This is a genomic window from Sulfurimonas sp. (genome assembly GCF_027056685.1).
Taxonomy (GTDB): Bacteria; Campylobacterota; Campylobacteria; order Campylobacterales; family Sulfurimonadaceae; genus Sulfurimonas.
The window spans coordinates 1-22187 of sequence record NZ_JALUKE010000068.1; the positions used below are offsets into that span (position 1 = coordinate 1).

Consider the following 22187-nt stretch of genomic DNA (forward strand, 5'->3'; position numbering starts at 1 on the left):
TCAACTTCAATAACATCTGCTTTAGCCATTATAAGTCCTTTTTTTTACTCTTAAGCAAGAGATAATATTTCAGCTTTACCGTTGATAACTGCAACAGTATGCTCATAGTGTGAACCGCGTAAACCATCGGTACTAACAACATCCCACCCATTTTCTAAAATAACAGGTTTCGCCTCTTTTTGACATATCATAGGTTCCAAACAAAAAACCATTCCATTTTTTATCTTCGGTCCAGCTTTTGCTTTTCCACCTTCAAGATAATTTGGAATCTCTGGTTCTTCATGAGGTTTTCGCCCTATTCCATGTCCACAAAAGTTACGAAGAGGTACAAAACCACGCTCTAATATAAACTGCTCCATCATTGAAGAGAGTTCTTTAAAACGCATTCCCTGTTTAATATTTTCTATTGCATAATAGAGCGTATCTTTTGAACAGGCAATTAAATCTTCATCCTCTTTTGTAATTTCTCCTACACCCATACTAATTGCAGCATCACCAAACCAACCCTCAAGCTCTGTACCGACATCATAGCCAATAACATCACCCTCTTGGAGTTTATAGTCTGAAGGAATACCATGAATGATAACCTCATTAAGTGAAGTACATACTGCGTTTGGAAAGCCGTAAAGACCTTTAAAAGATGGTTTTGCACCATGAGAGCGAATATAATCCTCTGCCATAGCATCCATCTCTTTAAGAGTCATACCAACCTTTGTATTTTCACGAAGAAGTTCTAGCGTGCCACCAACAATTTTGTTGGCAGCTCTTAGTTTTTCTATTTCTGCTGGTTTTTTAAGTCCGATAGCCATAGTTATAGACCAACCGCACTTAAAGTTTCATATTTACTCATATAGATTTGCGCTTCAATTTTTCTCATAGTGTCAAGAGCAACTTGAACCACAATAAGAACCGCAGTACCACCAAAGAAAAATGGTACACCCATACCTTTAATAATCATAAATGGTAAAGTAGCCACAAGTCCAAGATACAAAGCACCTGTAAAAGTTAAATTACTCGCTGTTGTATTTAAAAACTCTTTTGTAGCATTACCAGTACGAATACCAGGAATAAAACCACCCTGTCGTTTAAGATTATCTGCTATATCTTTTGCATTAAATGTAATAGATGCATAAAAGAATGCAAAGAAAATTACAAATGTAAATGTCAAGAAGTTAAAGAAGTAACCACCAGGATGTAAAAAGTCAGCTATTGCTTGAATAGTTGGATTTGTACTACTTCCTAAAACAGTCATTGGGAACATTAAAATCGCACTTGCAAAGATAACTGGAATAACACCAGCTAAGTTTACTTTAATTGGAATGTAATTCATAACTCGTTTATTTTGATTTTGCATCATAGTTTTTTTAGCATAGGTAACAGGTACACGGCGTTCGCCAAGTTCTACATAAATAATAATACCAACAGTTGCTAAAACTAATACAATTATAGCTATTACAGTTAAGAAACTCATAGCACCCGTATTTACCATTTCAACAGTTTGACCGATGGCTCTAGGAATTGCAGATACAATACCAGCAAAGATAATTAAAGAGATACCATTACCTATACCACTTTGAGTAATTTGTTCACCAATCCACATAAGAAGCATAGTCCCTGCAAGCATAGAAACAGCAGAAAGAAGAATAAATGTGTTGTGATCAGCTAAAATAGCACTGTTACCACTAGGTCCTGTTAAACTCTCTAATCCAACACTCACACCTACTGCCTGAACTAAAGTAATAGCAATTGTTGCATAACGAATAATTTGCATATACTTAGTCATACCATCACGCTCTTTTTTCATTTGACCTAAAGTAGGAAAAGTTGCAGCAAGAAGCTCCATAATAATTGAAGCAGTGATGTAAGGCATAATACCAAGAGAAATTACAGATAATCTTTGAATAGCATTACCGCTAAACATATTCATAAGACCTAAGGCATCTGATTGGTGAGAGTTGAAGAATGAAGCAATAACAGAAGTATCTACGCCTGGAACTGGCACATAAGCCAGAAGGCGGTAGATAAATAAAAAACCGATAGTAATAAGGATCTTATTAACTAGATTTTTATTCATAATATTTAGTTACCTGTAGTAGTAACGTTTTCGTCTTTAATTTTCGATGCTAAATCTTTCGCTTTTGCACCTACTAGTTTAATTTTAGCTACTGAATTTGCAACTTTATGAACACCACGGATTGTCTCCATTGTGATCTCTTCAAGTTCAGCTACAGCTTTAATTTTTTCTATGTTTATTACATATGGTTTCACTGTATTAGAGTGAAAACCAATTTTTGGTAAACGTTTTGCAAGTGGTTGTTGCCCACCTTCAAAGTTTCTTTTTCTTTTGTAACCTGTACGAGACTTTTGACCTTTTTGACCACGAGCTGCAGTCTTACCAGTACCAGAAGCTTGTCCACGACCAACTCTTTTACGAGAGTGAGTTGAACCCTCTGCAGGTTTTAAGTTTTCAATACCCATTTTCTATCCTTTAATACGAGAAAGTGCTTCAACTGTAGCACGAACTAGTGTGTTTGGATTGTTTGAACCAATTGACTTAGTTAGTAAATCTTGGAAACCTGCAAGCTCAAGAACTGGACGAGCCGCACCACCTGCGATAAGTCCTGTACCTTCAGATGCTGGTTTTAAAAGAATTGTACTAGCATTGTACTTGTGTTCAATATCGTGAGCGATTGTAGTACCTTTAATCTTAACAGTAGTTAAGTTTTTAAATGCATTATCAACTGCTTTACGAATAGCATCAGGAACCTCTTTCGCTTTTCCTACACCATATCCAACAGTACCGTTTTTATTACCAACGACAATAAGTGCAGTAAAACGAAATCTTCTACCACCCTTAACAACTTTTGTTACACGACCAATGTTTACAATTGATTCTTCAAATTCATCTCTATTGATTTCTGTCATAGCCATGCGCTCCTAGAACTTAATTTCGTTTGCACGAAGTGAATCACCAAACGCAGCAATAACGCCGTGATATTGGTAACCATTACGATCAAAAACAATTTCAGTGATGTTTGCTTCTTTTAGTTTAGCAGCGAATGCTTCACCAAGTGCAGCAGCACCTTCTTTGTTTGCTTTATGACCAGTAGCCTTTGAATGTAGTGCGCATAAAGTTGTTGCAGTTGCATCATCTATAGCTTGTACACTGAGGTAACGGTTTGATTTAAATACAGAAACACGAGGAAGTTCAGCACTACCAGATATCTTTGCACGAATACGACGCTTACGTTTTAAACGGTTAGCAATTTTGCTTTTTAATACTTTAGCATTCATTTATCTTCCTCCCTTATTTCTTAGCAGTTTTACCGGCTTTACGCACGATATGTTCTTCCATGTATTTAACACCTTTACCTTTATACGGCTCTGGTGGACGGAATGAACGGATTTCAGCAGCAACTTGACCTAACATTTGTTTGTCATGGCTTTTGAGTGTAATTACATTCTTCTCAACAACTGCTTCGAGACCTTCTGGTAAATCATAGTTAATATCATGAGAGAAACCAAGTTGTAAATTAAGAACTCTACCTTTAACAGCAGCTCTATAACCAACACCATTGATTTCAAGTTTTTTCTCATAACCAGTAGTCAAACCAGTAACTATATTTTGAGCTAATGCTCTAAAAGTTCCCCAGAAAGCTCTGTGTTCACGAGAGTCAGATATATTTTTAAAAGTTAAAGTATTTCCTTCAACATCAAAAGTAACATACCCTTTAGTGTCTAAATCAACACTAGTTTTACCTTTTGTAAAAGTGATAACATTTCCATTTGTAGTAACAGTGATGTCACTAGCAAATTCTACAGGATTTTTTCCAATTCTTGACATGCTATACTCCTACCATACCGTACACATAACTTCACCACCAATACCAAGCTCATAAGCTTTGTCATTTGGTAGTACGCCATGTGAAGTACTTACTATAATAGTTCCGTAACCATTTTTGAAACGCTTAATATCTTCTTTACCTTTGTAAACACGACGACCAGGTTTAGAAACTCTTTTCATTTCATTAATTACACATTTTTCATTATCATCATACTTAAGTACAACTTTAATAGTTTTTTTAACGCCATCTTCGATAACATTATAAGATTCAATGTAACCTTTATCAGCTAAGATATTTGCTACAGCTTCAACGCTCTTAGAGTGTACTAAAGTTGTAACTGGTAATCTTCTCATACCAGCATTACGAATACGCGTTAACGCATCTGATACTAGATCATTTATTGCCATTTTATTATTCCTTGTTTGTAGTTAGCACTTTATAAATAAATTGCTAACTGCTAATGATTAGAAGTTTCCTCTTGGCTTACCAAGAAGACTTTCTAACACCTGGGATTAATCCCTCGTTTGCCATTTTTCTAAAACAAATACGACAAATTCCAAAATCTCTAAGAACAGAGTGTGGACGACCACAAATCTGACAACGTGTATATCCACGTACTTTAAATTTTGGAGTTCTGTTAGCTTTAGCTATCATAGACTTTTTAGCCATTAGTTACTCCCTTTAGTAAAAGGCATTCCCATTTTCTCTAGTAGAGTAAACGCAGCCTTATCAGAATCAGCAGTTGTAACAACTGTGATATTCATACCGTGGATTTGCATGATTGAATCATAGCTAACCTCTGGGAAAATAAGTTGTTCTTGAAGACCGAAGTTATAGTTACCACGACCGTCAAATCCATTACTTGGAACGCCACGGAAATCTTTTACACGAGGAAGTGCAATAGATACGAGGCGATCAAAGAAGTTATACATATTTTCACCACGAAGAGTTACACGAACACCAACTGGCATACCTTCACGAACCTTGAAACCTGCAACAGATTTCTTAGCGATTACTGTAGAAGCTTTTTGACCAGCGATAGTTGTAATAGTATCTTCAATGTTTTGAATAAGTTTGTTATCTTTCATAGCAAAACCAGCACCAACAGAGATAATAACTTTATCTAATGCAGGAATCTGCATTACATTTTTAATATCTAAAGCTGCTTGAATCTCTGGCTTGAGAGATAAATATTTTTCTTTTAAACGAGCCATCTAATTATGCCTCCACTTTACGTACATTTGAAACATCGATAGGCATTTCTTTATTGATATGCCCACCTTTAGTGTTCTCTTCAGTTGGTTTAATCGCTTTTTTAGCAATTTTACAACCCTCTACGATTACTTTGTTTTTCTTTGGCATAACTGCAAGTACAGCTGCTTTTGTACCCTTGTCATCACCAGCGATAATTTCTACCATATCGCCTTTTTTGAAATTAAATTTTGCCATTACACAACCTCCGGAGCAAGAGATACAATTTTCATGAATCCAGCGTAACGCACTTCACGACCAATTGGTCCAAAAATACGAGTACCGATAGGCTCTCTCTTGTCATCAAGTATTACAGCTGCATTGTCATCAAAACGGATTAGTGAACCATTTTCACGCTGAACTTCTTTATGAGTTCTTACAACAACAGCTTTTACAACTTTACCTTTTTTAACTTTAGCAGTTGGAATCGCTTTTTTTACAGAAGCGACAATAACATCACCTACTGAAGCATAACGACGCTTAGAACCACCAAGTACCTTAATACACATAATCTCTTTAGCACCTGTATTATCAGCTACATTCAGACGAGTAAAACCTTGAATCATACTACGCTCCTTTTACAACTGACTTAAGTCTAAAAGATTTAGTCTTAGAAAGTGGACGACATTCGATTGCAATAATCTCATCTCCAACTTTTACTTCATTACGCTCATCATGTACCAAGTACTTTTTGAAACGTTTTACAACTTTATGATAACGAGGATGCATTACACGGCGTTCAACAACAATAGATACTGTTTTATCACCTGCAATTTTAATTACGTTACCTTGAATTTCACGTTTATTAGCCATCGCTCGTCCCCTAGTTTGCTACTGCAGCAAGTGCAGTATTGATTCTAGCAATATCTTTTTTAGCAACACGAAGTTCGCTAGTATTTTGTAATTGCATCATCTTTTGTTTAATTTTTAAAGTAAACAATTCAGTTTTTTTCTCTTTAAGCATTGCTTGAAGCTCTGCTGCTGTTTTATCTGCTAAATCAGAATATTTCATTGCTCATCTCCGCAGTAATAATTTTTGTTTTGAATGGTAACTTGTGCATAGCAAGAGTTAACGCTTCACGAGCGATATCATGTGGCACACCACCCATTTCAAAAATGATACGACCTGGTTTGATGTTCATTACCCATTGATCAACTGCACCTTTACCTTTACCCATACGAGTTTCAAGAGGTTTAGCAGTTAATGGTTTAGCAGGGAATACACGAATCCAAATTTTACCATTTCTTTTAATGTGACGAGTAGAAGAGATACGAGCCGATTCAATCTGACGAGAGTTGATACGACCAGCTTCTACTGCTTTTAATGCAATGTCACCAAAAGCTAATTTGTAACCTGAACGAGCATAACCACGGTTACGACCTTTCATTACCTTACGATATTTTGTTCTTTTTGGCATTAACATAATTATTCAGCCTTTTCACTATTTTCACGACGCGGTTTTCTTGGACGGCGTTCTTTTTTCTCTTCTTTTGCTTCTGCAGGAATACCTTTAGTAAGTACTTCACCTTTGAAGATCCATACTTTTACACCGATAATACCGTATGTAGTATGCGCTTCAGCAAAACCATAATCGATTTTTGCACGAAGTGTATGAAGAGGAACACGACCTTCTAAATACCACTCAGTACGAGCCATTTCAGCACCACCAAGACGACCAGCAACTGCTACTTTGATACCTTTAGCACCAGATCTTTGCGCACCTTGCATAACTTTTTTCATAGCTCTTCTAAACGCAATACGACGCTCAAGTTGAGTAGCAACATTTTCAGCAACTAATTGCGCTGAAGTTTGTGCTTTTTTCTCTTCTTTAATGTTAATAGAGATAGCTTTACCAACTAACTTTTGAAGAGCAGTTTTAAGTTTCTCAATATCAGCACCTTTTTTCCCAATAATAATACCAGGACGAGCTGCAACGATAGTTACACGAAGTCTTTTCACTGTTCTTTCAATGATGATGTTAGAAACACCAGCATAGTAAAGTTCTTTCTTTAAAAATGTTCTTATCTTGTGATCTTCACCTAAAGCTGCCGGAGCAGTTTTAAAATTAGGAAACCATCTTGATTCCCAGTTACGGTTGATTCCAAGACGCAAACCAATAGGATTAACTTTTTGACCCATACTATTTACCCTCTACTTCTACTAAGATATGTGCTGTTGGTTTTCTAATACCTGAAGCCATACCACGAGCTCGTGGACGGAAACGCTTAAGTACAGGACCATTGTCAACACGACATGATGTAATTACACAATCTTCAGCTTCACTACCACTGTTAGCAACTGCAGATGCAATTACTTTAGAGATAATTTTTGCTGCCTTATTTGGAGTGAATTCTAAAGCTGCCATAGCCTCTTCAGCATTCATACCCTGCACTTCACGAGCAATAAGACGAGATTTGATCGGAGATACACGGATAAATTTTAATAATGCTCTAGCCATGACTACCCCTTCTTCTGAACAGAGCCCTTATGGCCCTTAAATGTACGAGTTGGTGCAAATTCACCAAGTTTATAACCAATGTGATTCTCTGTAACATATACAGGAACAAATTGGCGACCATTATGAACATTTAATGTTAAACCAACCATTTCAGGAAGAACCATAGATCTTCTTGACCAAGTTTTAATAGGTTTTTTATCTCCACTAGCTTTCGCTGCTTCAACTTTTTTCATTAAATGAGCATCTACGAATGGACCTTTTTTTACTGAACGAGCCATATTAGCCTACCCTTTTTGCATTTGGTTTACGACGAGTGATGATTAATTTATCACTTGCTTTCTTACGACGAGTTTTAGCACCCTTAGTTGGTTTACCCCAAGGAGTAACTGGATGACGACCTGAATTCGTTTTACCTTCACCACCACCATGTGGGTGATCAATAGGGTTCATAGCAGAACCACGAGTTTGAGGACGAATACCCAAGTGACGTTGACGACCAGCTTTTGCTATTACTATATTTGAAAATTCTTCATTCCCAACAATACCAACTGTTGCCATACATTCACCAAGAACTAAACGCATTTCAGATGAAGGCATACGTAATGAAACATATTTACCATCACGACCCATAATTTGAGCAGATGTTCCAGCTGAACGTACCATTTGTCCACCTTTTCCAACTTTTAACTCAACATTATGAACAAGTGTACCAACAGGAATGTTTTGAAGTTTCATAGCATTACCTGCTTTAACATCTAAACCAGTATCTGCAGATGCAATTTTATCGCCTACACTTAAACCTTTTGGTTGTAAAATATATCTTTTTTCACCATCAGCATAAGTGATAAGTGCAATACGACAGTTACGGTACGGATCATATTCGATTGTACTTACTGTTCCTTCAATACCAAATTTATCTCTTTTAAAATCGATAATACGGTAAAGTTTTTTAGCACCTGCTTGTTTATGACGAGATGTGATACGACCATTATTGTTACGACCAGCAGTTGTTGGAAGTTTTGTTAATAATGAACGAACGCTCGCTTTAGCAGTGATATCTGAACTATCTACATTCGTATAAAAACGACGAGATGGAGTTATCGGTCTATAAGTTTTAATTGCCATCTTATACCGCCAAACTTTCGATTTGTGCACCCTCAGGTAAAGTTACATAAAACTTTTTAAAGTCATTTTGTTTACCAGCTACACCACGGAATCGTTTTACTTTTCCGCTTTGATTTAGAGAGTTTATTTTTGTTGGAATAATTCCGAAATACTCTCTAAAAACCTCTTTAAGACCTGTTTTACTCATACGAGGTGATGTTTGAACAACAATAACACCATCTTCTTGTAAACCTAAAGTCTTTTCTGTATAAAGTATAGATTTAATATCTGTAATATCAGCCATTACTTAGCCTCACTTGTCAAAGTTTCCCATACAGCTTTTTCTATCACGATAGAGCGATAGTTTGCAGCTAAGTATGCATTTAACTCATTTGATTCGATTACATATGTTGCATTTAAATTTTCAAATGCTAAAAATGTTTTCTCATCTAATAAAGATTTAACAAAAAGTGTATCTCTTTGGTTAAGTGCTTTGAACATTGCTGCAGCGTCTTTAGTTTTACCAGACTCAACAGAGATGCTATCTACAACAAAAAGAGTACCATTTTGTGCATGCTCATTTAAAGCAAAGTTTAAAGCAAGTTTCTTTTGCTTTTTATTTACTTTTAAATCATAGTTGCGGTTGTTTTGAGAACCAAAAGCTTTACCACCACCTACGAAGATTGGAGAACGACGTGAACCAGCACGAGCGCGTCCGCCACCTTTTTGAGCCCATGGTTTTTTACCACCACCACGCACTTCACTTCTACCTTTAGTAGTCGCTGTATTTGCACGTTGTGCAGCTTGAGCAGACTTAACATAAAGGTAAAGGTTGTGAGGGTTGATTCCTGAGAAATTCTCAGGTAATGCTAACTCAGATGCTTTTTCCATTTTTTCATTTAAAACGATTGCGCTCATTATTTAGCTACCTTTACACGACCTAAAGCACCGTTTGCACCACTTACTGAACCTAAAACCGCGATGATTTTATTTTCAGCATCGAAAGAAACGATCTCATTTTTTACGCTATTTTTTGTGTTTCCGTAATGACCTGGCATTTTTTTACCTTTCATTACGCGACCTGGCCATTCAGCATTACCGATTGAACCTGTTCTACGACCAAATCTATGACCGTGAGATGCAGGACCACCACCGAAATTCCAGCGCTTCATTGCACCTGAAAAACCACGACCTTTAGTGTTGAAAGTAGATCTGACTACACTAGCTTCTGCTAATGGAGCGATATCTAAATCACCAGCTTCAGTGTTTGCTACTTCTAAAGTAACAAAACGGTTAAATTCAGATGGAAGGCTGTATTTCTTTTGTTGACCTTCAATTGCTTTATTCATTTTTTTACCGCTGTTGTAAGCAACAATAGCAGTACCTTCATTCACTTCACACACTTTCGCATCTAAAACTCTTAATAGAGTGACTGGTTTAGATGGAACTGTGATAGTACGGCTCATTCCGATTTTTTCAACAATATATTCCACGATTACTCCTATTTGTCCATAGAGCGAACTTCAACGTCCACTTCTGGTGCAAGATCTAGTTTCATTAATGAATCTACAGTTTCAGGTGTAGCAGAAACGATGTCGATCATTCTTGCGTGCATACGAATTTCAAATTGCTCACGAGCTTTTTTGTTAACGTGAACTGATTTCAAAACAGTATATTTACGAATTTTTGTTGGTAAAGGGATTGGACCACGAATTGCAGCACCTGTACGCTTTACAGCCTCAACTATTGACGCTACTGATCTATCAAGTACACGATGATCGTAAGCTTTCAATTTTAAACGAATTTTTTCCATGTTTTTCCTTCTAAAGAACTCGTTGGATCCTAGCCCAACTATTTAAGGGAGCGGAATTATACTCCATTCACTCGAATTATTCAAGGATTTGGGGGGTAAAAAGTGATTTTATTGTAAATTTATTTCCTTTTAATAAGGAAATGATAACATTGTAATTCTAAAAAATAGGAAAATTATGGAAATATTATTAGAAGAATTTTACAAAACCGACCTCATTGTTGAAAAATTTCATGAAAGAAAAGTGCAAATTGATAAAAAATCTTACCAAATCAATGGAATAACGAACAGTGGCAAAACACAATTGGCTAAAAATTATCTGCTTGGTTTAAAAAAAAGTAGTTATCTTTACATAGATTGTTCAGATATTCGTATAAATATTAAACTACTCAACCATTCACTCAACTCATTTTGTTTTGTAAATAAGATCCAAACACTTATTTTAGATAATTACATTCAGGATATAGAGTTTGTAAATGTATCGCAGTTAATCGTTATTAGCGATATTCATTATGAAATTGATATACTTGAGACTCTACATCTTTATCCTTTAGACTATGAAGAATTTCTCGCTTATGAACACAAATATGACTCTTCAGCGCTTAATCATTTTGTTCAACTAGGTGCTTTTGCGTCTATGCATAAAATCAATGCAGATGAGAGAATTTTATATATCCAAAAAATGTTACAGCTAGCATTAACACCCATAGAGTTTGATATAGTCATTTTAGCTGCAAAATTTATATCACAAAAAATTTCTGCTTATACAATGTATGAACGGCTCAAATCTATACGAAAAATTTCCAAGGACAAACTCTATTCCTCTTTTGAACTCTTAATAAAAAAGGGCTACATTCACCAACTTCAGAAGTTTGAACACTCCCGTGCCGTAAAAAAAATTTATCTTTGTGATACCTCCCTGAAAACCGCCCTCTCGACTGAGAAAAATTTTGCAAGATTATTTGAAAATATGGTTTTTTTAGAGTTACTAAAATCACAAAAAGAGTGCTATTACTATGAAGGTATAGATTTTTATCTTCCAAAGGATGACACTATTTTGCTTTGTAAACCTTTTGTTGATGAGAGACGGCTCTTTAAAAAACTAGAGAGTATTGAGCCTTTTATATTTACACGCAGAGTCAAACAGATAACCGTTATTAGTATGAACAAAGAGAGCTCAATCTCGCATCCAATTGCAAAGGTGGATATAATTCCTTTTGATATTTGGGCATTAGGAGATTAGATGGGAAGTTTATGTGGTATTGATGAAGCAGGACGAGGACCTTTAGCAGGTAATCTCGTTGTGGCAGGGTGTATTCTAAACGCAGCGGTAGATGGGCTCAATGATTCCAAAAAGCTCAGTGAAAAAAAGCGTGAACTTCTTTATGAACAGATAATTCTAAACGCAGCTTATCATATAGTAGAGTTTTCTGCGCAAGATGTAGATGAAAAAGGCATTTCATATTGCATTAAAAGTGCTTTAGAAGAGATTATGGCTACTTTAGATGCGCAAAGCTATCTATTTGATGGCAATAGTAGCTTTGGTGTAAAAAATTTAGAAACAATGATAAAAGCTGATGCACATATTGCAGAAGTAAGTGCTGCTTCCATCCTTGCAAAGGTAACACACGATAGAGATATTCTCAAAAAAGCCCTCATCTATCCACAATACCATTTTGACAAGCACAAAGGATATGGTACAAAACTCCATATAGAGATGATTAAAAAATATGGATATTGTGATATTCATAGAAAGACTTATAAGATAAAGGCACTTGAAAAAACTCTCTTTTAATATAAACGAAAATAATAACAACACTACAGTTAACATTATTTTAATAATAAACATAATATAATAAAATAAAATTTCAAGGTGCTCAAATGAAAAATCTACTCCTACTTGTTCTTGCTACTCTGTTTATTACAGGATGTTCAAGCACAGCAATGATAGCTACAAACAGGGAACTACCTCAAGTATATGTTGATGTAAACGCAACACATCAAGTGAAAAATGATGTCAAAATCACGCTGATAACACTTAGTAATTATACAGACACCCCAAAAGCAGGACAACGGGCGACGAACATCATTGAAGGTGTGCTTTTAGCAAAAGGGTATGTGGTAAATACCGATATTGCAAGCAATACAAACTCATTAATATCTGCTCAAACTAAAGCACAACAAAACGGTTCGAACTACTTCTTAACTGGTGGCGTTAGTGAGTGGAGATACAAAACTGGAATTGATGGAGAGCCTGCAGTAAGTTTAAAATTGAGCCTCTATAAAACAAACAGCAGAGCGCTTGTTTGGAGCGCCACAGGTGCAGATAGTGATTGGGGAACTGGTTCTATTGGAACAACAGCGCAGAACCTTATAGAAAAAATGACAACGAAGTAGCTAAAACAAGCTATGAACTTTACAAATAAGCGGATAAAAAAATTATCAAAGAGTGACATACTACTCAATAAAATAAAAAAATATGCATATCTTGAGACAATTAGTATTGTTAGTTTTTTTCTTTTTATAGGATATATTTTTAATCCACAAGATATTTGTTTTATTAAGACACAAGTCTCTTATGCACTCATTCTTTTAGCTATTATTACACTCTTTCACGGTTTTGAAAATGGACTTATGGCAGTAGGTATGCTCGCTGCAGCAATGTGGATTTTTTACCCACAGTTTCCCTCTACTGACTTTTTAATTTTACTTATGATGACAATGATTTTTAGTGAATTTCATTACTTTTGGACAAAAAAAATTAAAGAACTTAAAGTCGAAGCGAACTATAAAACCACAAAGCTCAATGAACTCTCAAAAGCATTTTATACCCTCAAAATTTCTCATGACCAACTTGAAAAAAACTATGTTGTAAAACCTATGAGTATTCGTAATGCAATTGAGGAGATTATAGGAAATAATAGGCATCTTGATAGAGATAAAAGTGACAAAAATAGAGAAAAATTTTATAAAGAATTTTTAGCCTTACTTGAAAAATCTTTTAATGTAAACAGTGCCCTTATTTTACATAAAAACCAAGAGTATGAAAATGAAGAGCTTAGTGCACAAAACACAGCTATTACTTATAGTGCTATTTGCGAAAAATATGCAAAAGATGAAATATTTAATTCATACTTATTCAACAGAGCCACACATTTTAAACAACCTGTTTACATAAGCGATAAAGAAGGTGAGCCGACACTACATGCCAAAGAGGATTCTAAATTTTTAGTTGCCATTCCTTTTGGAATGGGAGACAATATCTCTTCTGTATTGCTCATAGATAAAATGCCATTTATGTCGTTTAACAGAGAAAATCTTATCTCTATCTCTATTTTACTTGAGTATTTTTCCATCTCCATTTCACAAGTTAATATACCTAAGAATTTTTACAAAATAAGTTCAGTTGGAAATATAGATTTTACCTATGAATACAATCGCTTACGCTATATATATGACAAATACAATATAAATTCAAGCATGATGGTTTTAAAATTAGAGAGTGAACTGCAAACACTTAAAGTACACAAAACTATTCTACAGATGCTCCGTGCGCTCGACCTTGTGACTATTAGTAAATACAATAATTTTCACTATATTATTTTACTCTTTCCTCTAAGCGACAGTTCTTCAGCATTAGGATTTTTAAAACGACTCCAGCACAATATAAAATATGATAAAGATAGAGAGTTTGAGAGTATGCAATTTAAGCTCAACCAAATAGAACTCCTCAATAAATATATAGAAGATGATTATGGCAAGTAATCCATTTGTCTATTATGAGCATCATGTTGATGTTATTTTACTAATTCATCTCATAATCTCTTTTTTTGTCTCCTTGATTATCTCTTTCTATGCACTTAAAAGATTTAAAAAATCAACAAAAAAAATTGATTTACAAGATGCACAAAGAGTAGCAGGCATCCAAGATCGTAGTTGGTTTTTTAAAATTTTATTCAAGGCTTCTCTGCATAAAAATAATCAAATTGCCATTTTTCTCTTTAGCTTTTTATTTAATTTAAGTGTTCCTTTTTTAGGATACTTTTTTACGCTATGGGTCTTTTGGTATATGGTAAATGTCAAGTATGAAGAAAAAGTCCTTGACACAAATATTTTAGACCTTGACGAGTTTCAAGACTCCTTTTTAGAAGTAGAAAGACTCTTTGGAGAAGGTTCTATGATAAATATCATGAACAATGACTACATTCCTAAATCAAAAAAAATCAAAGCACTCTCCGCGCTTGCAAATACAAATTCACCAATGAGTCTGCAAGTGGTCAAGCAAACGCTCTCAAGCAGGGATGATGAAATACGAATGTTTGGATATACAATTATTAATAAAGCTGAAACAGCTATCAACTCAAAAATCAACAAAAATCTTGCCATAATCTCTAGTGAAATTGCAAAAGGAGAGGCAAAGGATAAAAAAATTATTGCCTTTGCCGCAAAAGAGCTTGCGTATCTTTACTGGGAAATGGTATATACTGAACTTGTACACGAAAGCTTAAAGATAAACTTTTTAAATTCAGTAATAGCCTACTTAGAAATTGCCAAAGAGTATTATGTTCCTCAACTTGATAATATAGTAGAAAAAATCAAACTTTGTGATGAAGAAGAGACAGATATGAGTAATCTCAATCAAATCAGGAATGAGAGAGAAAACCTTGAAGATACTTATGCAATTTGTGCAAGTCTGTTTAGTTTAATGGGGCGCGTCTATATGCATAGAAAAGAGTATGAAGCGGCAAAAGCTGAACTAACTGTAGCAAAAGAGTTACTCTCAGAACATTCTACATTTTTAATTCCTTACTTAGCAGAGCTTTATTTTATAACAAAAAAATACAACATTACCCGAACACTTATGACACAGGCACAAGGACTAGAGTACAATGCTAAACTCTATCCTGTAGTGGCGCAGTGGAGGAATGTATAATGAATCAACAATTTCCCACAAGTCGTAGTGTTGATATTATGCTCTTTTCCGAGGGTACATATCCTTATGTCAAAGGTGGTGTATCTAGTTGGATACTTCAATTAATGAAAGGATTACCAGAGTTTTCATTTGGAGTCTGTTTTATTGGAGCCACTCCTTATCTTGATGGAGAACTTATGCAAATAAGTTATGAGTTTCCAGAAAATTTAAAGCATTTAGAAGTTCATTATCTTTTTGATGACAATGATAAAAAAGTGCCAAAACCAAAGAAGAAAAAAGGAAATATAGAAGGCTTTAAAGCCATTGAAAAACTTTACAAAGCATTTCAAAATAACAGTGGCGAAATTCCAGAAGTTTTAAAAAATCTTGATTTTTATACAAAAGAGGTTACTTTTGATGACTTTTTACACTCAGAACTTGCTTGGGAGTTTTTAACAAAAATTTATAGTAAAAATTGTCCAGATGTTCCTTTTGTTGATTATTTTTGGACACTGAGAAATATTCATAAACCTATTTGGACACTTGCAAATATTGTAAAAAATCTTCCTACAACAAAAATCTACCATGCCCCTTCAACTGGATATGCTGGTTTTATAGGCTCACTAGCCTCTTACACTAACAATAGACCATTTTTTCTTACCGAGCATGGCATATATACAAGAGAGAGAAAAATAGATATGCTCTCTGCTGATTGGATAGAGTTTAAAAAGCCTGCCTTACTACAGCAGCCTCAGGAGTATAACTACATCAAAAAAATGTGGATTACTTTTTTTGATAAAATTGGTCTCTTTTGTTATCACCGTTCTAACCACATTCTCTCCCTCTTTTCAGGTGCCCGTGCTATTCAAATAAATTTCGGAGCCCCACAACAAAGAACTATGATAATCCCAAATGGGGTTGATGTTGATGGACTTATGCAGACTATGAAAAAAAGACAAGATCCACCAAAACCTATTATCACTCTTATTGGACGGGTTGTTCCTATTAAAGATATTAAGACATTTATACGCGCCATTAAAATCGCTTCACAAACCATTCCTGACATACAAGGATGGATAGTCGGTGCAGTCGAGGAGGATAGAGAGTATGTTCAAGAGTGCCAACAGATGGCATTTGCTCTTGATTTGAAAGGCGCTATACAAAATTTTGATGGCAACAAGAGTAAACTAACTCTTGAAGAGTTAGAAAAGAATGAAGATAAAATCAAATTTTTTGGACATAGCAATATTAAAGAGATTCTACCAAAATCAGCTCTACAGACACTCTCATCCATCAGTGAGGGTATGCCTCTTGTTATTTTAGAAGGTTTTGCCGCAGGTGTGCCTTGCGTTGCCACTGATGTTGGAAGTTGCCGTGACCTTATTGAAGGTGGTATTAACGGTGAAGACAAAGCCATAGGCGTTGCTGGTGCCATAACAGGAATTGCAAATCCGGACGCTTTAGCAAAAGAGTATGTTCGATTTTTAAACTTTGAAAATGGAGTATGGGCAAAAGCGCAGGCAGCTGGGCTTAAAAGAGTACAAAAGTATTACAGACAAGAGATGTTCTTACAAGAGTATAGAAAACTTTATGACGAAGCACTCTCCCTTACATGGGATCAACTCAATTCAAAAAGAGAGGGGATTTAATGGCTGGTATAGGTTTTGAGCTCAAAAAAATCCTTAAAGAGGACAGACTTCTTTCGCTGGCAAAGGTTTATGGCTACTCTGCGATTTTAAGTTCTGGACCTTGGGTCGTCTCTATTGTTGCTATCTTGCTTGTTGGTTTTATTAACCTTGCAAATTATGGTGCAGATAGTGATGCCTATAGATTTCAAGTTGTTATTACTTACGCTATTGCTCTGGCTTCTAGCCTTATTATCACCGGTATTGTACAGCTTCCTCTTACTAGGTATATAGCAGACCTGATCTTTAACCATAGAGAAGATGAAATACTACCGGCCTATTTTGGTGCACTCTTTTTATCTTGGATTATAGGTTTACCCCTTGTTATTCCCTTCTACCTTTGGATGTTTGATGGACAGAGTATGGTATTTATTATCGGAGTTGTAGCAACTTTTTTAGTACTTTGCGGTGTCTGGATTTCAAGCATCCTCGCAACAAGTTTAAAGTACTACAATGGTGTTGTCTGGTCATACTTTATAGCTTATGCACTTATTGTGTTTGTCTCTATCTATGCAGGAGATACTATTGAAAAGCTTATCTACATCTTCTTTATAGGAAATGCCTTTTTACTTGTCATTCTTATGACACTTATTATTAAGAGCTACGACTCAACTATCTTTTTTAAAGTTGATTTCTTTTTAGCAAAAAACTTCTACTGGACTCTTGCCATTGCAGGGCTTACTTACAATCTTGGAGCATGGGTAGATAAGTTTATATTCTGGTACAATCCAGCTACCGGCTATGCCGTCATTGGAAAGTTGCATGCCTCTTTGGTCTATGATATGCCAATATTTTTAGCATATCTCTCTATCATTCCTGGAATGGCTATCTTTTTTTACAGACTTGAAGCTGATTTTTCAGAAAAATATGACCTCTATTATAACTCAGTAAGAAATGGGGGAACACTCAAAGCAATACAAACATATAGAGATGACATGGTCTATATTATTCGCCATGCTATTCATGAAATAATCATCATACAATCAATTGTAGATATTATTTTATTTCTAACAGTCCCTTATTTATTTACTTATCTGCATATTCCGCAGCTCTACCTTGGTCTACTCTATATACTCACTATTGGGGCAATGCTCCAACTAGCTTTTATGTCAGTGTTGGCAATTTTATACTATTTAGATAGAAAAGTAGTTGCTATGTGGCTATGTATTGCCTTTTTTGTTCTCAATACTGTTTTAACCCTACTCTCCATTGATATGGGACCAGCAATGTTTGGATATGGTTATACAGTATCACTTTTACTTGTGTTTACTGCAAGTGTTATAATAATTAGAAAAGAAATGGATAGGTTGAATTATGAAACTTTCATGTTGCAATAGATTTTTACTACTTTTACTACTTTTGTGTAGTGCTGCGTTTGGTGCGCTCAATGATAAAAGTGCCATCGTCTATTATGGGAAAAACATATCTTATCCCATGGTAGGTATTCATAACTATATTATAGTCCAACCCTCTCTAACAGACACAAATACCCATGGATTTAGAGTCTATAAAGACAAAATGTATGCCTATGTAAGTATTGGTGAAATTGACAAAAATATTCCTGAGTATAAAAAGATAAAGCAGACATGGATTCTTGGAAAAAATAAAGCATGGGATTCTGTTGTACTTGATCTGACAAATCCTAAGTATAAAGCCTTTTTATTTAATGATGTCATTGCCCCACAGATAAAAAGAGGATTTAAAAACTTCTTTTTTGATACACTAGATTCTTATCAACTTGTCGCAAAAACAGATAAACAAAGAGCAGAAAGTGAAGCTGCTTTAGTAGATATTATTAAGACTTTTCATAAACGCTACCCTACTTCAAAACTAATTATAAATAGAGGATTTAACATAATTGATAGTGTTCATAATGATATAAACGCAGTGCTTTTTGAATCATACTATCATGGTATAAATGGTGAAAAACTAGGCTATAAAGATGTTACTAGCAAAGATAGGAAATGGTTAGATACTTACATTAAGAAAATTCACCACTACAAACTAGACATTATCTGTGTTGATTATTTAAAACTCAAAGATTTAACATCAAAAGAAGCCAGCAATACTATAGCAAAAATTAAAGCAAAGGGAATGATTCCTTATATTGCTACAAAAGATTTGAAAGTATATGGTCAATCATCCAAAAATCCTATTAAACGAGAAATTTTAACGCTTATAGACGAGAGTGTGCATGACAGAAGATTTCTCGCCGCACATCAAAGTGGTGCACTGCCACTAGAGTATGAAGGATATATACAGAAGCTTTATGACATTCATAAACATAAATTGCCAACTATGGAGCAGATGCAACAGTATGGTGGGGTTATTGTCTGGTTTTCCAAAACATATAAACATCCAGCAGAGTTCACAAATTGGGTTTTAGAGCTTCAAAAATACAATATAAAAGTTGTCTTTGCAGCAAATTTACCCCTCCCTCTAAATAACTTACTTTCAAAACTTTCAATAAAAGTAAACACTACCCCTATAGATTTAACACATTCAAGCAAAATTATTACAAAATCTGCAATGATTGGCTATGAAATCAAACCATCGCTTACACAAAGTGAAAATTTCATAAACATAACAAAGGGGCAAAGTCTTCTCACGCTCAAATCTCAAAATGGTGTTACAAACACCTATGCAGCCATAATGCCTTGGGGTGGATTTGCATTAAGAAATGGATTTATGCAGGAGTTTGGTGATGATAATCTATGGGTTATTAACCCTTTTAAATTTTTTACAAAAGCGCTGCGTTTAAAAAAGATTATAGTTCCTGATGTAACAACACAATATGGTAAAAGAATTTTTATTAGCCATATTGATGGTGATGGAAGTATGAATAGAGTGGAGTGGGATCCAAAACTTTTCTCAATAGATGTTATATATAACAAAATCCTTAAAAAATATCCCCTACCGGTCTCTGCTTCTATAGTGGGGGCAGAAGATGATGATAATGGTCTCTATCCAAAATTAGCACCAGCCTTACAAAAAACAATCAAGGCAATGTACAAACTACCAAATGTGGAACCCGCTTCACACACCTTTTCTCATCCATTCTTTTGGGGAAAAATCCATAATGGAAATTTAGCTCCAAAATATAGACTTGATCCAAAAGGCTACCACTTCTCTTTAGAAAATGAGATCAAAGGGATGATAGACCTCATTAATGTAAAATACCTTACAAAAGAGAAAGAGCCAAGAGCAAAAACAGTTTTTTGGAGCGGAGACTGTGCGCCACCAGAAAATATTTTAGCCTATGTTTATAAACTCCATCTTCTTAACTTTAATGGAGGCGATACATATATTACAAATAGGCATCCTTGGCTTTTATATATAGCACCATTAGGATTAGGCAGAGGAGAGTATTATCAAATCTATACAGGTGCACAAGATGAAAATGTCTACACAAATGATTGGCGTGGACCTTTTTGGGGATTTAAAAAAGTTGTGCAGACATTTAAACTTACAGAGTCACCTCGCAGACTTAAAGTTATTGACATATACTTTCACTACTATTCAGGTTCTAAGCGTGCCTCGCTAACTGCACTTGACTATGTTTTTCGTTGGGCTATGAAACAAGATATAAATCCAATGTTTACATCTTTGTATATTCCAAAGGTAATGGATTACTATACACTCTCTCTCGCTCAAGGGAAGAATAGTTATTTTGTAGCAGGTGTCAAAAACCTTAAAACACTGCGTTTAGATAATTCGAAAATGTATGTAGATATGAATAGTTCTAAGAATATTCTTGGGTTTAAAGATAATAAGAGTCATAAATATATTCATATAGGTAATAAAAGTGAAGCATTTGTAAAACTCTCAAAAAATATGCATAATACAGAAGCTTATCTTGTTAGTACAAACGCAGCAATACTCAAAAGTGAAAAAAACGCAAATGGTTTTAGTATGGAGCTAAGTTCTTATTTACCTATTCGCCTTGAGTTAAACATTCCAAAAAATTGTCATTACCAGTTCACAGATATAGCTCCAACTATAACGAAAAAAGGTAATATCATCAGTTTTAGCTATAAGTATAAGAAAGAAGTTGGTTTTAATGTCAAATGTAAACCATAATAAAATGTATGTTGCAACATACAAAGAGATACTCCTCGGTTTTATTGTATTTTGTGTTATTCTTGTTATCTTATATCCAAAAGAGTCACTTACAAAACAGGTACTTTCAGAGCAGTCCAACTACGATTTAAGCGTTCTTTACCTGAAAAATATGCTTAAAAACGACCCCTCAAATGAAACACTGATGCTTACGCTTGCAAAACAAGCTTTCCAAGCGAAAAAGAAAGATCTCTCATTTAAACTTTTAAGACTTCTGCGAAATTCACAAAAGAGAGAGATACGAGAAAAAGCCTACCAACTCAGTTATAAAATTGCCAAAGAGGATTACCTTTATTTGAGGCGCAAAAACAAAACAACAGCATTTATACAAAAGTACACCCAACTGCAGAATATTTTTAATATTATTATTAGCCAACATCTTTACAAAGAGAGTGATATTGTAAGACTCTACAAAGAGAGCTATTTTGTAAATAATAAAAAAGATAGCTATCTTTTAGTACAAAAACTACTCCAAAAAAGACCTTATGATGTAAAACTATTAGGCGATGCTTTTTATCTCTCATATAAGCTTAAAGATTATGCACAGAGTATGCTCTACCTAGATAAATTAGCTGTACAAGATAAGGCAAATAGAAAAAAATGGCTTGATGAAAGTTACTTTTTACTCACAAAACATTATTCATATAAAGAGACAGAGTCCTATATTATTAGCCATGCGCAAAACTCTCCATATTGGAGTAAGAAACTCATATCATTTTATCTGCAACATAAACAATACAAAAAAGTTTCACAACTCTATATGAATCAATTTCAAAACACCACTTCTTATGCTAAACGCAGAAAATACTGGTTTAAAGCTATTGCCGTACTCCAAGCGGGAGGAGAGCTTAAGTCAGCTGTTCGTTTAGGGTATAGGTATGAGAACTATTTTATTCTAGATAAGAGGGCATCCACAATGCTATTAAAACTTTATATATCTGCTAATGATCTAAAAAGAGCAAATGCTCTCTCACAAAAACTTTTACAGATGAAGAGGTAACT

At 34.8% G+C, this 22187-nt stretch carries 31 protein-coding genes; 9 read left to right on the forward strand and 22 right to left on the reverse strand.

Annotation, left to right across the window (positions count from 1 at the left end):
* Positions 1 to 50: 50 nt before the first annotated feature.
* The 22 genes from map to rpsJ all read right to left on the reverse strand — a co-directional run bounded on the left by map (position 51) and on the right by rpsJ (position 10472).
* Positions 51 to 809 carry a type I methionyl aminopeptidase gene (gene map / locus MVY38_RS02945; protein WP_297483479.1) on the reverse strand — a complete coding sequence of 253 codons (759 nt, stop codon included), beginning with the start codon at positions 807 to 809 and terminating at the stop codon, positions 51 to 53.
* Positions 810 to 811: 2 nt separating this feature from the next.
* On the reverse strand, positions 812 to 2074 hold the full coding sequence (gene secY / locus MVY38_RS02950) for a preprotein translocase subunit SecY (protein WP_297434662.1): 1263 nt from the start codon (positions 2072 to 2074) through the stop codon (positions 812 to 814).
* A 5-nt stretch (positions 2075 to 2079) separates the two neighbouring features.
* Positions 2080 to 2478, reverse strand: coding sequence for a 50S ribosomal protein L15 (gene rplO, locus MVY38_RS02955; RefSeq protein ID WP_297483481.1), 399 nt, complete (start codon positions 2476 to 2478; stop codon positions 2080 to 2082).
* A 3-nt stretch (positions 2479 to 2481) separates the two neighbouring features.
* A complete protein-coding gene (rpsE, locus tag MVY38_RS02960; protein ID WP_297434658.1) occupies positions 2482 to 2925 on the reverse strand; it encodes a 30S ribosomal protein S5 in 444 nt (147 codons plus the stop codon).
* A 12-nt stretch (positions 2926 to 2937) separates the two neighbouring features.
* On the reverse strand, positions 2938 to 3294 hold the full coding sequence (gene rplR / locus MVY38_RS02965; protein WP_297483483.1) for a 50S ribosomal protein L18: 357 nt from the start codon (positions 3292 to 3294) through the stop codon (positions 2938 to 2940).
* Positions 3295 to 3307: 13 nt separating this feature from the next.
* Positions 3308 to 3844: a 50S ribosomal protein L6 gene (gene rplF / locus MVY38_RS02970; protein ID WP_297483484.1), complete on the reverse strand. Its 537-nt coding sequence runs from the start codon at positions 3842 to 3844 to the stop codon at positions 3308 to 3310.
* A 9-nt stretch (positions 3845 to 3853) separates the two neighbouring features.
* The gene (gene rpsH / locus MVY38_RS02975; protein WP_297483485.1) at positions 3854 to 4252 is read right to left on the reverse strand and encodes a 30S ribosomal protein S8; all 399 of its coding nucleotides are present in this window, start codon (positions 4250 to 4252) and stop codon (positions 3854 to 3856) included.
* Positions 4253 to 4328: 76 nt separating this feature from the next.
* Positions 4329 to 4514 (reverse strand): type Z 30S ribosomal protein S14, encoded by a 186-nt coding sequence (locus MVY38_RS02980; RefSeq protein WP_297434650.1) that lies wholly within the window; start codon positions 4512 to 4514, stop codon positions 4329 to 4331.
* A complete protein-coding gene (rplE, locus tag MVY38_RS02985; RefSeq protein WP_297434648.1) occupies positions 4514 to 5059 on the reverse strand; it encodes a 50S ribosomal protein L5 in 546 nt (181 codons plus the stop codon). Before rplE ends, MVY38_RS02980 begins: the two co-directional genes overlap by 1 nt.
* Before the next feature lie 4 nt (positions 5060 to 5063).
* Positions 5064 to 5294, reverse strand: a complete 231-nt coding sequence (gene rplX / locus MVY38_RS02990) for a 50S ribosomal protein L24 (protein WP_297434646.1) — start codon at positions 5292 to 5294, stop codon at positions 5064 to 5066.
* Positions 5294 to 5662, reverse strand: a complete 369-nt coding sequence (gene rplN, locus MVY38_RS02995; RefSeq protein WP_013326030.1) for a 50S ribosomal protein L14 — start codon at positions 5660 to 5662, stop codon at positions 5294 to 5296. The genes rplX and rplN overlap by 1 nt, the downstream gene beginning before the upstream one ends.
* A 1-nt stretch (position 5663) precedes the next feature.
* Positions 5664 to 5909 carry a 30S ribosomal protein S17 gene (rpsQ, locus tag MVY38_RS03000; RefSeq protein WP_297434643.1) on the reverse strand — a complete coding sequence of 82 codons (246 nt, stop codon included), beginning with the start codon at positions 5907 to 5909 and terminating at the stop codon, positions 5664 to 5666.
* Positions 5910 to 5919: 10 nt separating this feature from the next.
* On the reverse strand, positions 5920 to 6108 hold the full coding sequence (rpmC, locus tag MVY38_RS03005) for a 50S ribosomal protein L29 (protein ID WP_297434641.1): 189 nt from the start codon (positions 6106 to 6108) through the stop codon (positions 5920 to 5922).
* Positions 6095 to 6520: a 50S ribosomal protein L16 gene (gene rplP, locus MVY38_RS03010; protein WP_297434639.1), complete on the reverse strand. Its 426-nt coding sequence runs from the start codon at positions 6518 to 6520 to the stop codon at positions 6095 to 6097. Before rplP ends, rpmC begins: the two co-directional genes overlap by 14 nt.
* A 2-nt stretch (positions 6521 to 6522) precedes the next feature.
* Entirely contained in the window at positions 6523 to 7236 is a 714-nt protein-coding gene (rpsC, locus tag MVY38_RS03015; RefSeq protein WP_297483486.1) for a 30S ribosomal protein S3, read from the reverse strand.
* A gap of 1 nt (position 7237) precedes the next feature.
* Positions 7238 to 7555: a 50S ribosomal protein L22 gene (gene rplV / locus MVY38_RS03020; RefSeq protein ID WP_013326025.1), complete on the reverse strand. Its 318-nt coding sequence runs from the start codon at positions 7553 to 7555 to the stop codon at positions 7238 to 7240.
* A 2-nt stretch (positions 7556 to 7557) separates the two neighbouring features.
* Positions 7558 to 7833, reverse strand: coding sequence for a 30S ribosomal protein S19 (gene rpsS / locus MVY38_RS03025; protein WP_297483487.1), 276 nt, complete (start codon positions 7831 to 7833; stop codon positions 7558 to 7560).
* A 1-nt stretch (position 7834) separates the two neighbouring features.
* A complete protein-coding gene (rplB, locus tag MVY38_RS03030; protein ID WP_297483489.1) occupies positions 7835 to 8680 on the reverse strand; it encodes a 50S ribosomal protein L2 in 846 nt (281 codons plus the stop codon).
* 1 nt (position 8681) lies between these two features.
* The gene (locus tag MVY38_RS03035; RefSeq protein WP_297434633.1) at positions 8682 to 8963 is read right to left on the reverse strand and encodes a 50S ribosomal protein L23; all 282 of its coding nucleotides are present in this window, start codon (positions 8961 to 8963) and stop codon (positions 8682 to 8684) included.
* Entirely contained in the window at positions 8963 to 9577 is a 615-nt protein-coding gene (rplD, locus tag MVY38_RS03040) for a 50S ribosomal protein L4 (RefSeq protein WP_297434632.1), read from the reverse strand. The genes MVY38_RS03035 and rplD overlap by 1 nt, the downstream gene beginning before the upstream one ends.
* Positions 9577 to 10152: a 50S ribosomal protein L3 gene (gene rplC, locus MVY38_RS03045; RefSeq protein ID WP_297483491.1), complete on the reverse strand. Its 576-nt coding sequence runs from the start codon at positions 10150 to 10152 to the stop codon at positions 9577 to 9579. Before rplC ends, rplD begins: the two co-directional genes overlap by 1 nt.
* Positions 10153 to 10160: 8 nt before the next feature.
* On the reverse strand, positions 10161 to 10472 hold the full coding sequence (gene rpsJ / locus MVY38_RS03050) for a 30S ribosomal protein S10 (RefSeq protein ID WP_207562077.1): 312 nt from the start codon (positions 10470 to 10472) through the stop codon (positions 10161 to 10163).
* A 175-nt stretch (positions 10473 to 10647) separates the two neighbouring features.
* On the opposite strand from rpsJ, the gene MVY38_RS03055 reads away from it, so the two are divergent.
* The 9 genes from MVY38_RS03055 to MVY38_RS03095 all read left to right on the forward strand — a co-directional run bounded on the left by MVY38_RS03055 (position 10648) and on the right by MVY38_RS03095 (position 22185).
* On the forward strand, positions 10648 to 11712 hold the full coding sequence (locus MVY38_RS03055; RefSeq protein WP_297483493.1) for an ATP-binding protein: 1065 nt from the start codon (positions 10648 to 10650) through the stop codon (positions 11710 to 11712).
* Entirely contained in the window at positions 11713 to 12264 is a 552-nt protein-coding gene (locus MVY38_RS03060; protein WP_297483495.1) for a ribonuclease HII, read from the forward strand. It abuts the gene before it with no gap.
* A gap of 86 nt (positions 12265 to 12350) precedes the next feature.
* Complete coding sequence (locus MVY38_RS03065; RefSeq protein WP_297483497.1) at positions 12351 to 12866, forward strand: hypothetical protein; 516 nt, start codon at positions 12351 to 12353, stop codon at positions 12864 to 12866.
* Between the two features lie 12 nt (positions 12867 to 12878).
* Positions 12879 to 14234, forward strand: coding sequence for a PelD GGDEF domain-containing protein (locus tag MVY38_RS03070; RefSeq protein ID WP_297483498.1), 1356 nt, complete (start codon positions 12879 to 12881; stop codon positions 14232 to 14234).
* Positions 14224 to 15402, forward strand: a complete 1179-nt coding sequence (locus MVY38_RS03075; RefSeq protein WP_297483499.1) for a hypothetical protein — start codon at positions 14224 to 14226, stop codon at positions 15400 to 15402. Before MVY38_RS03070 ends, MVY38_RS03075 begins: the two co-directional genes overlap by 11 nt.
* A complete protein-coding gene (gene pelF, locus MVY38_RS03080) occupies positions 15402 to 17030 on the forward strand; it encodes a GT4 family glycosyltransferase PelF (protein ID WP_297483501.1) in 1629 nt (542 codons plus the stop codon). The genes MVY38_RS03075 and pelF overlap by 1 nt, the downstream gene beginning before the upstream one ends.
* Positions 17030 to 18403, forward strand: coding sequence for an exopolysaccharide Pel transporter PelG (gene pelG, locus MVY38_RS03085; protein ID WP_297483503.1), 1374 nt, complete (start codon positions 17030 to 17032; stop codon positions 18401 to 18403). The genes pelF and pelG overlap by 1 nt, the downstream gene beginning before the upstream one ends.
* Entirely contained in the window at positions 18381 to 21146 is a 2766-nt protein-coding gene (locus MVY38_RS03090) for an endo alpha-1,4 polygalactosaminidase (protein ID WP_297483505.1), read from the forward strand. The genes pelG and MVY38_RS03090 overlap by 23 nt, the downstream gene beginning before the upstream one ends.
* Positions 21127 to 22185: a hypothetical protein gene (locus tag MVY38_RS03095; RefSeq protein WP_297483507.1), complete on the forward strand. Its 1059-nt coding sequence runs from the start codon at positions 21127 to 21129 to the stop codon at positions 22183 to 22185. The genes MVY38_RS03090 and MVY38_RS03095 overlap by 20 nt, the downstream gene beginning before the upstream one ends.
* Positions 22186 to 22187 lie beyond the last annotated feature (2 nt).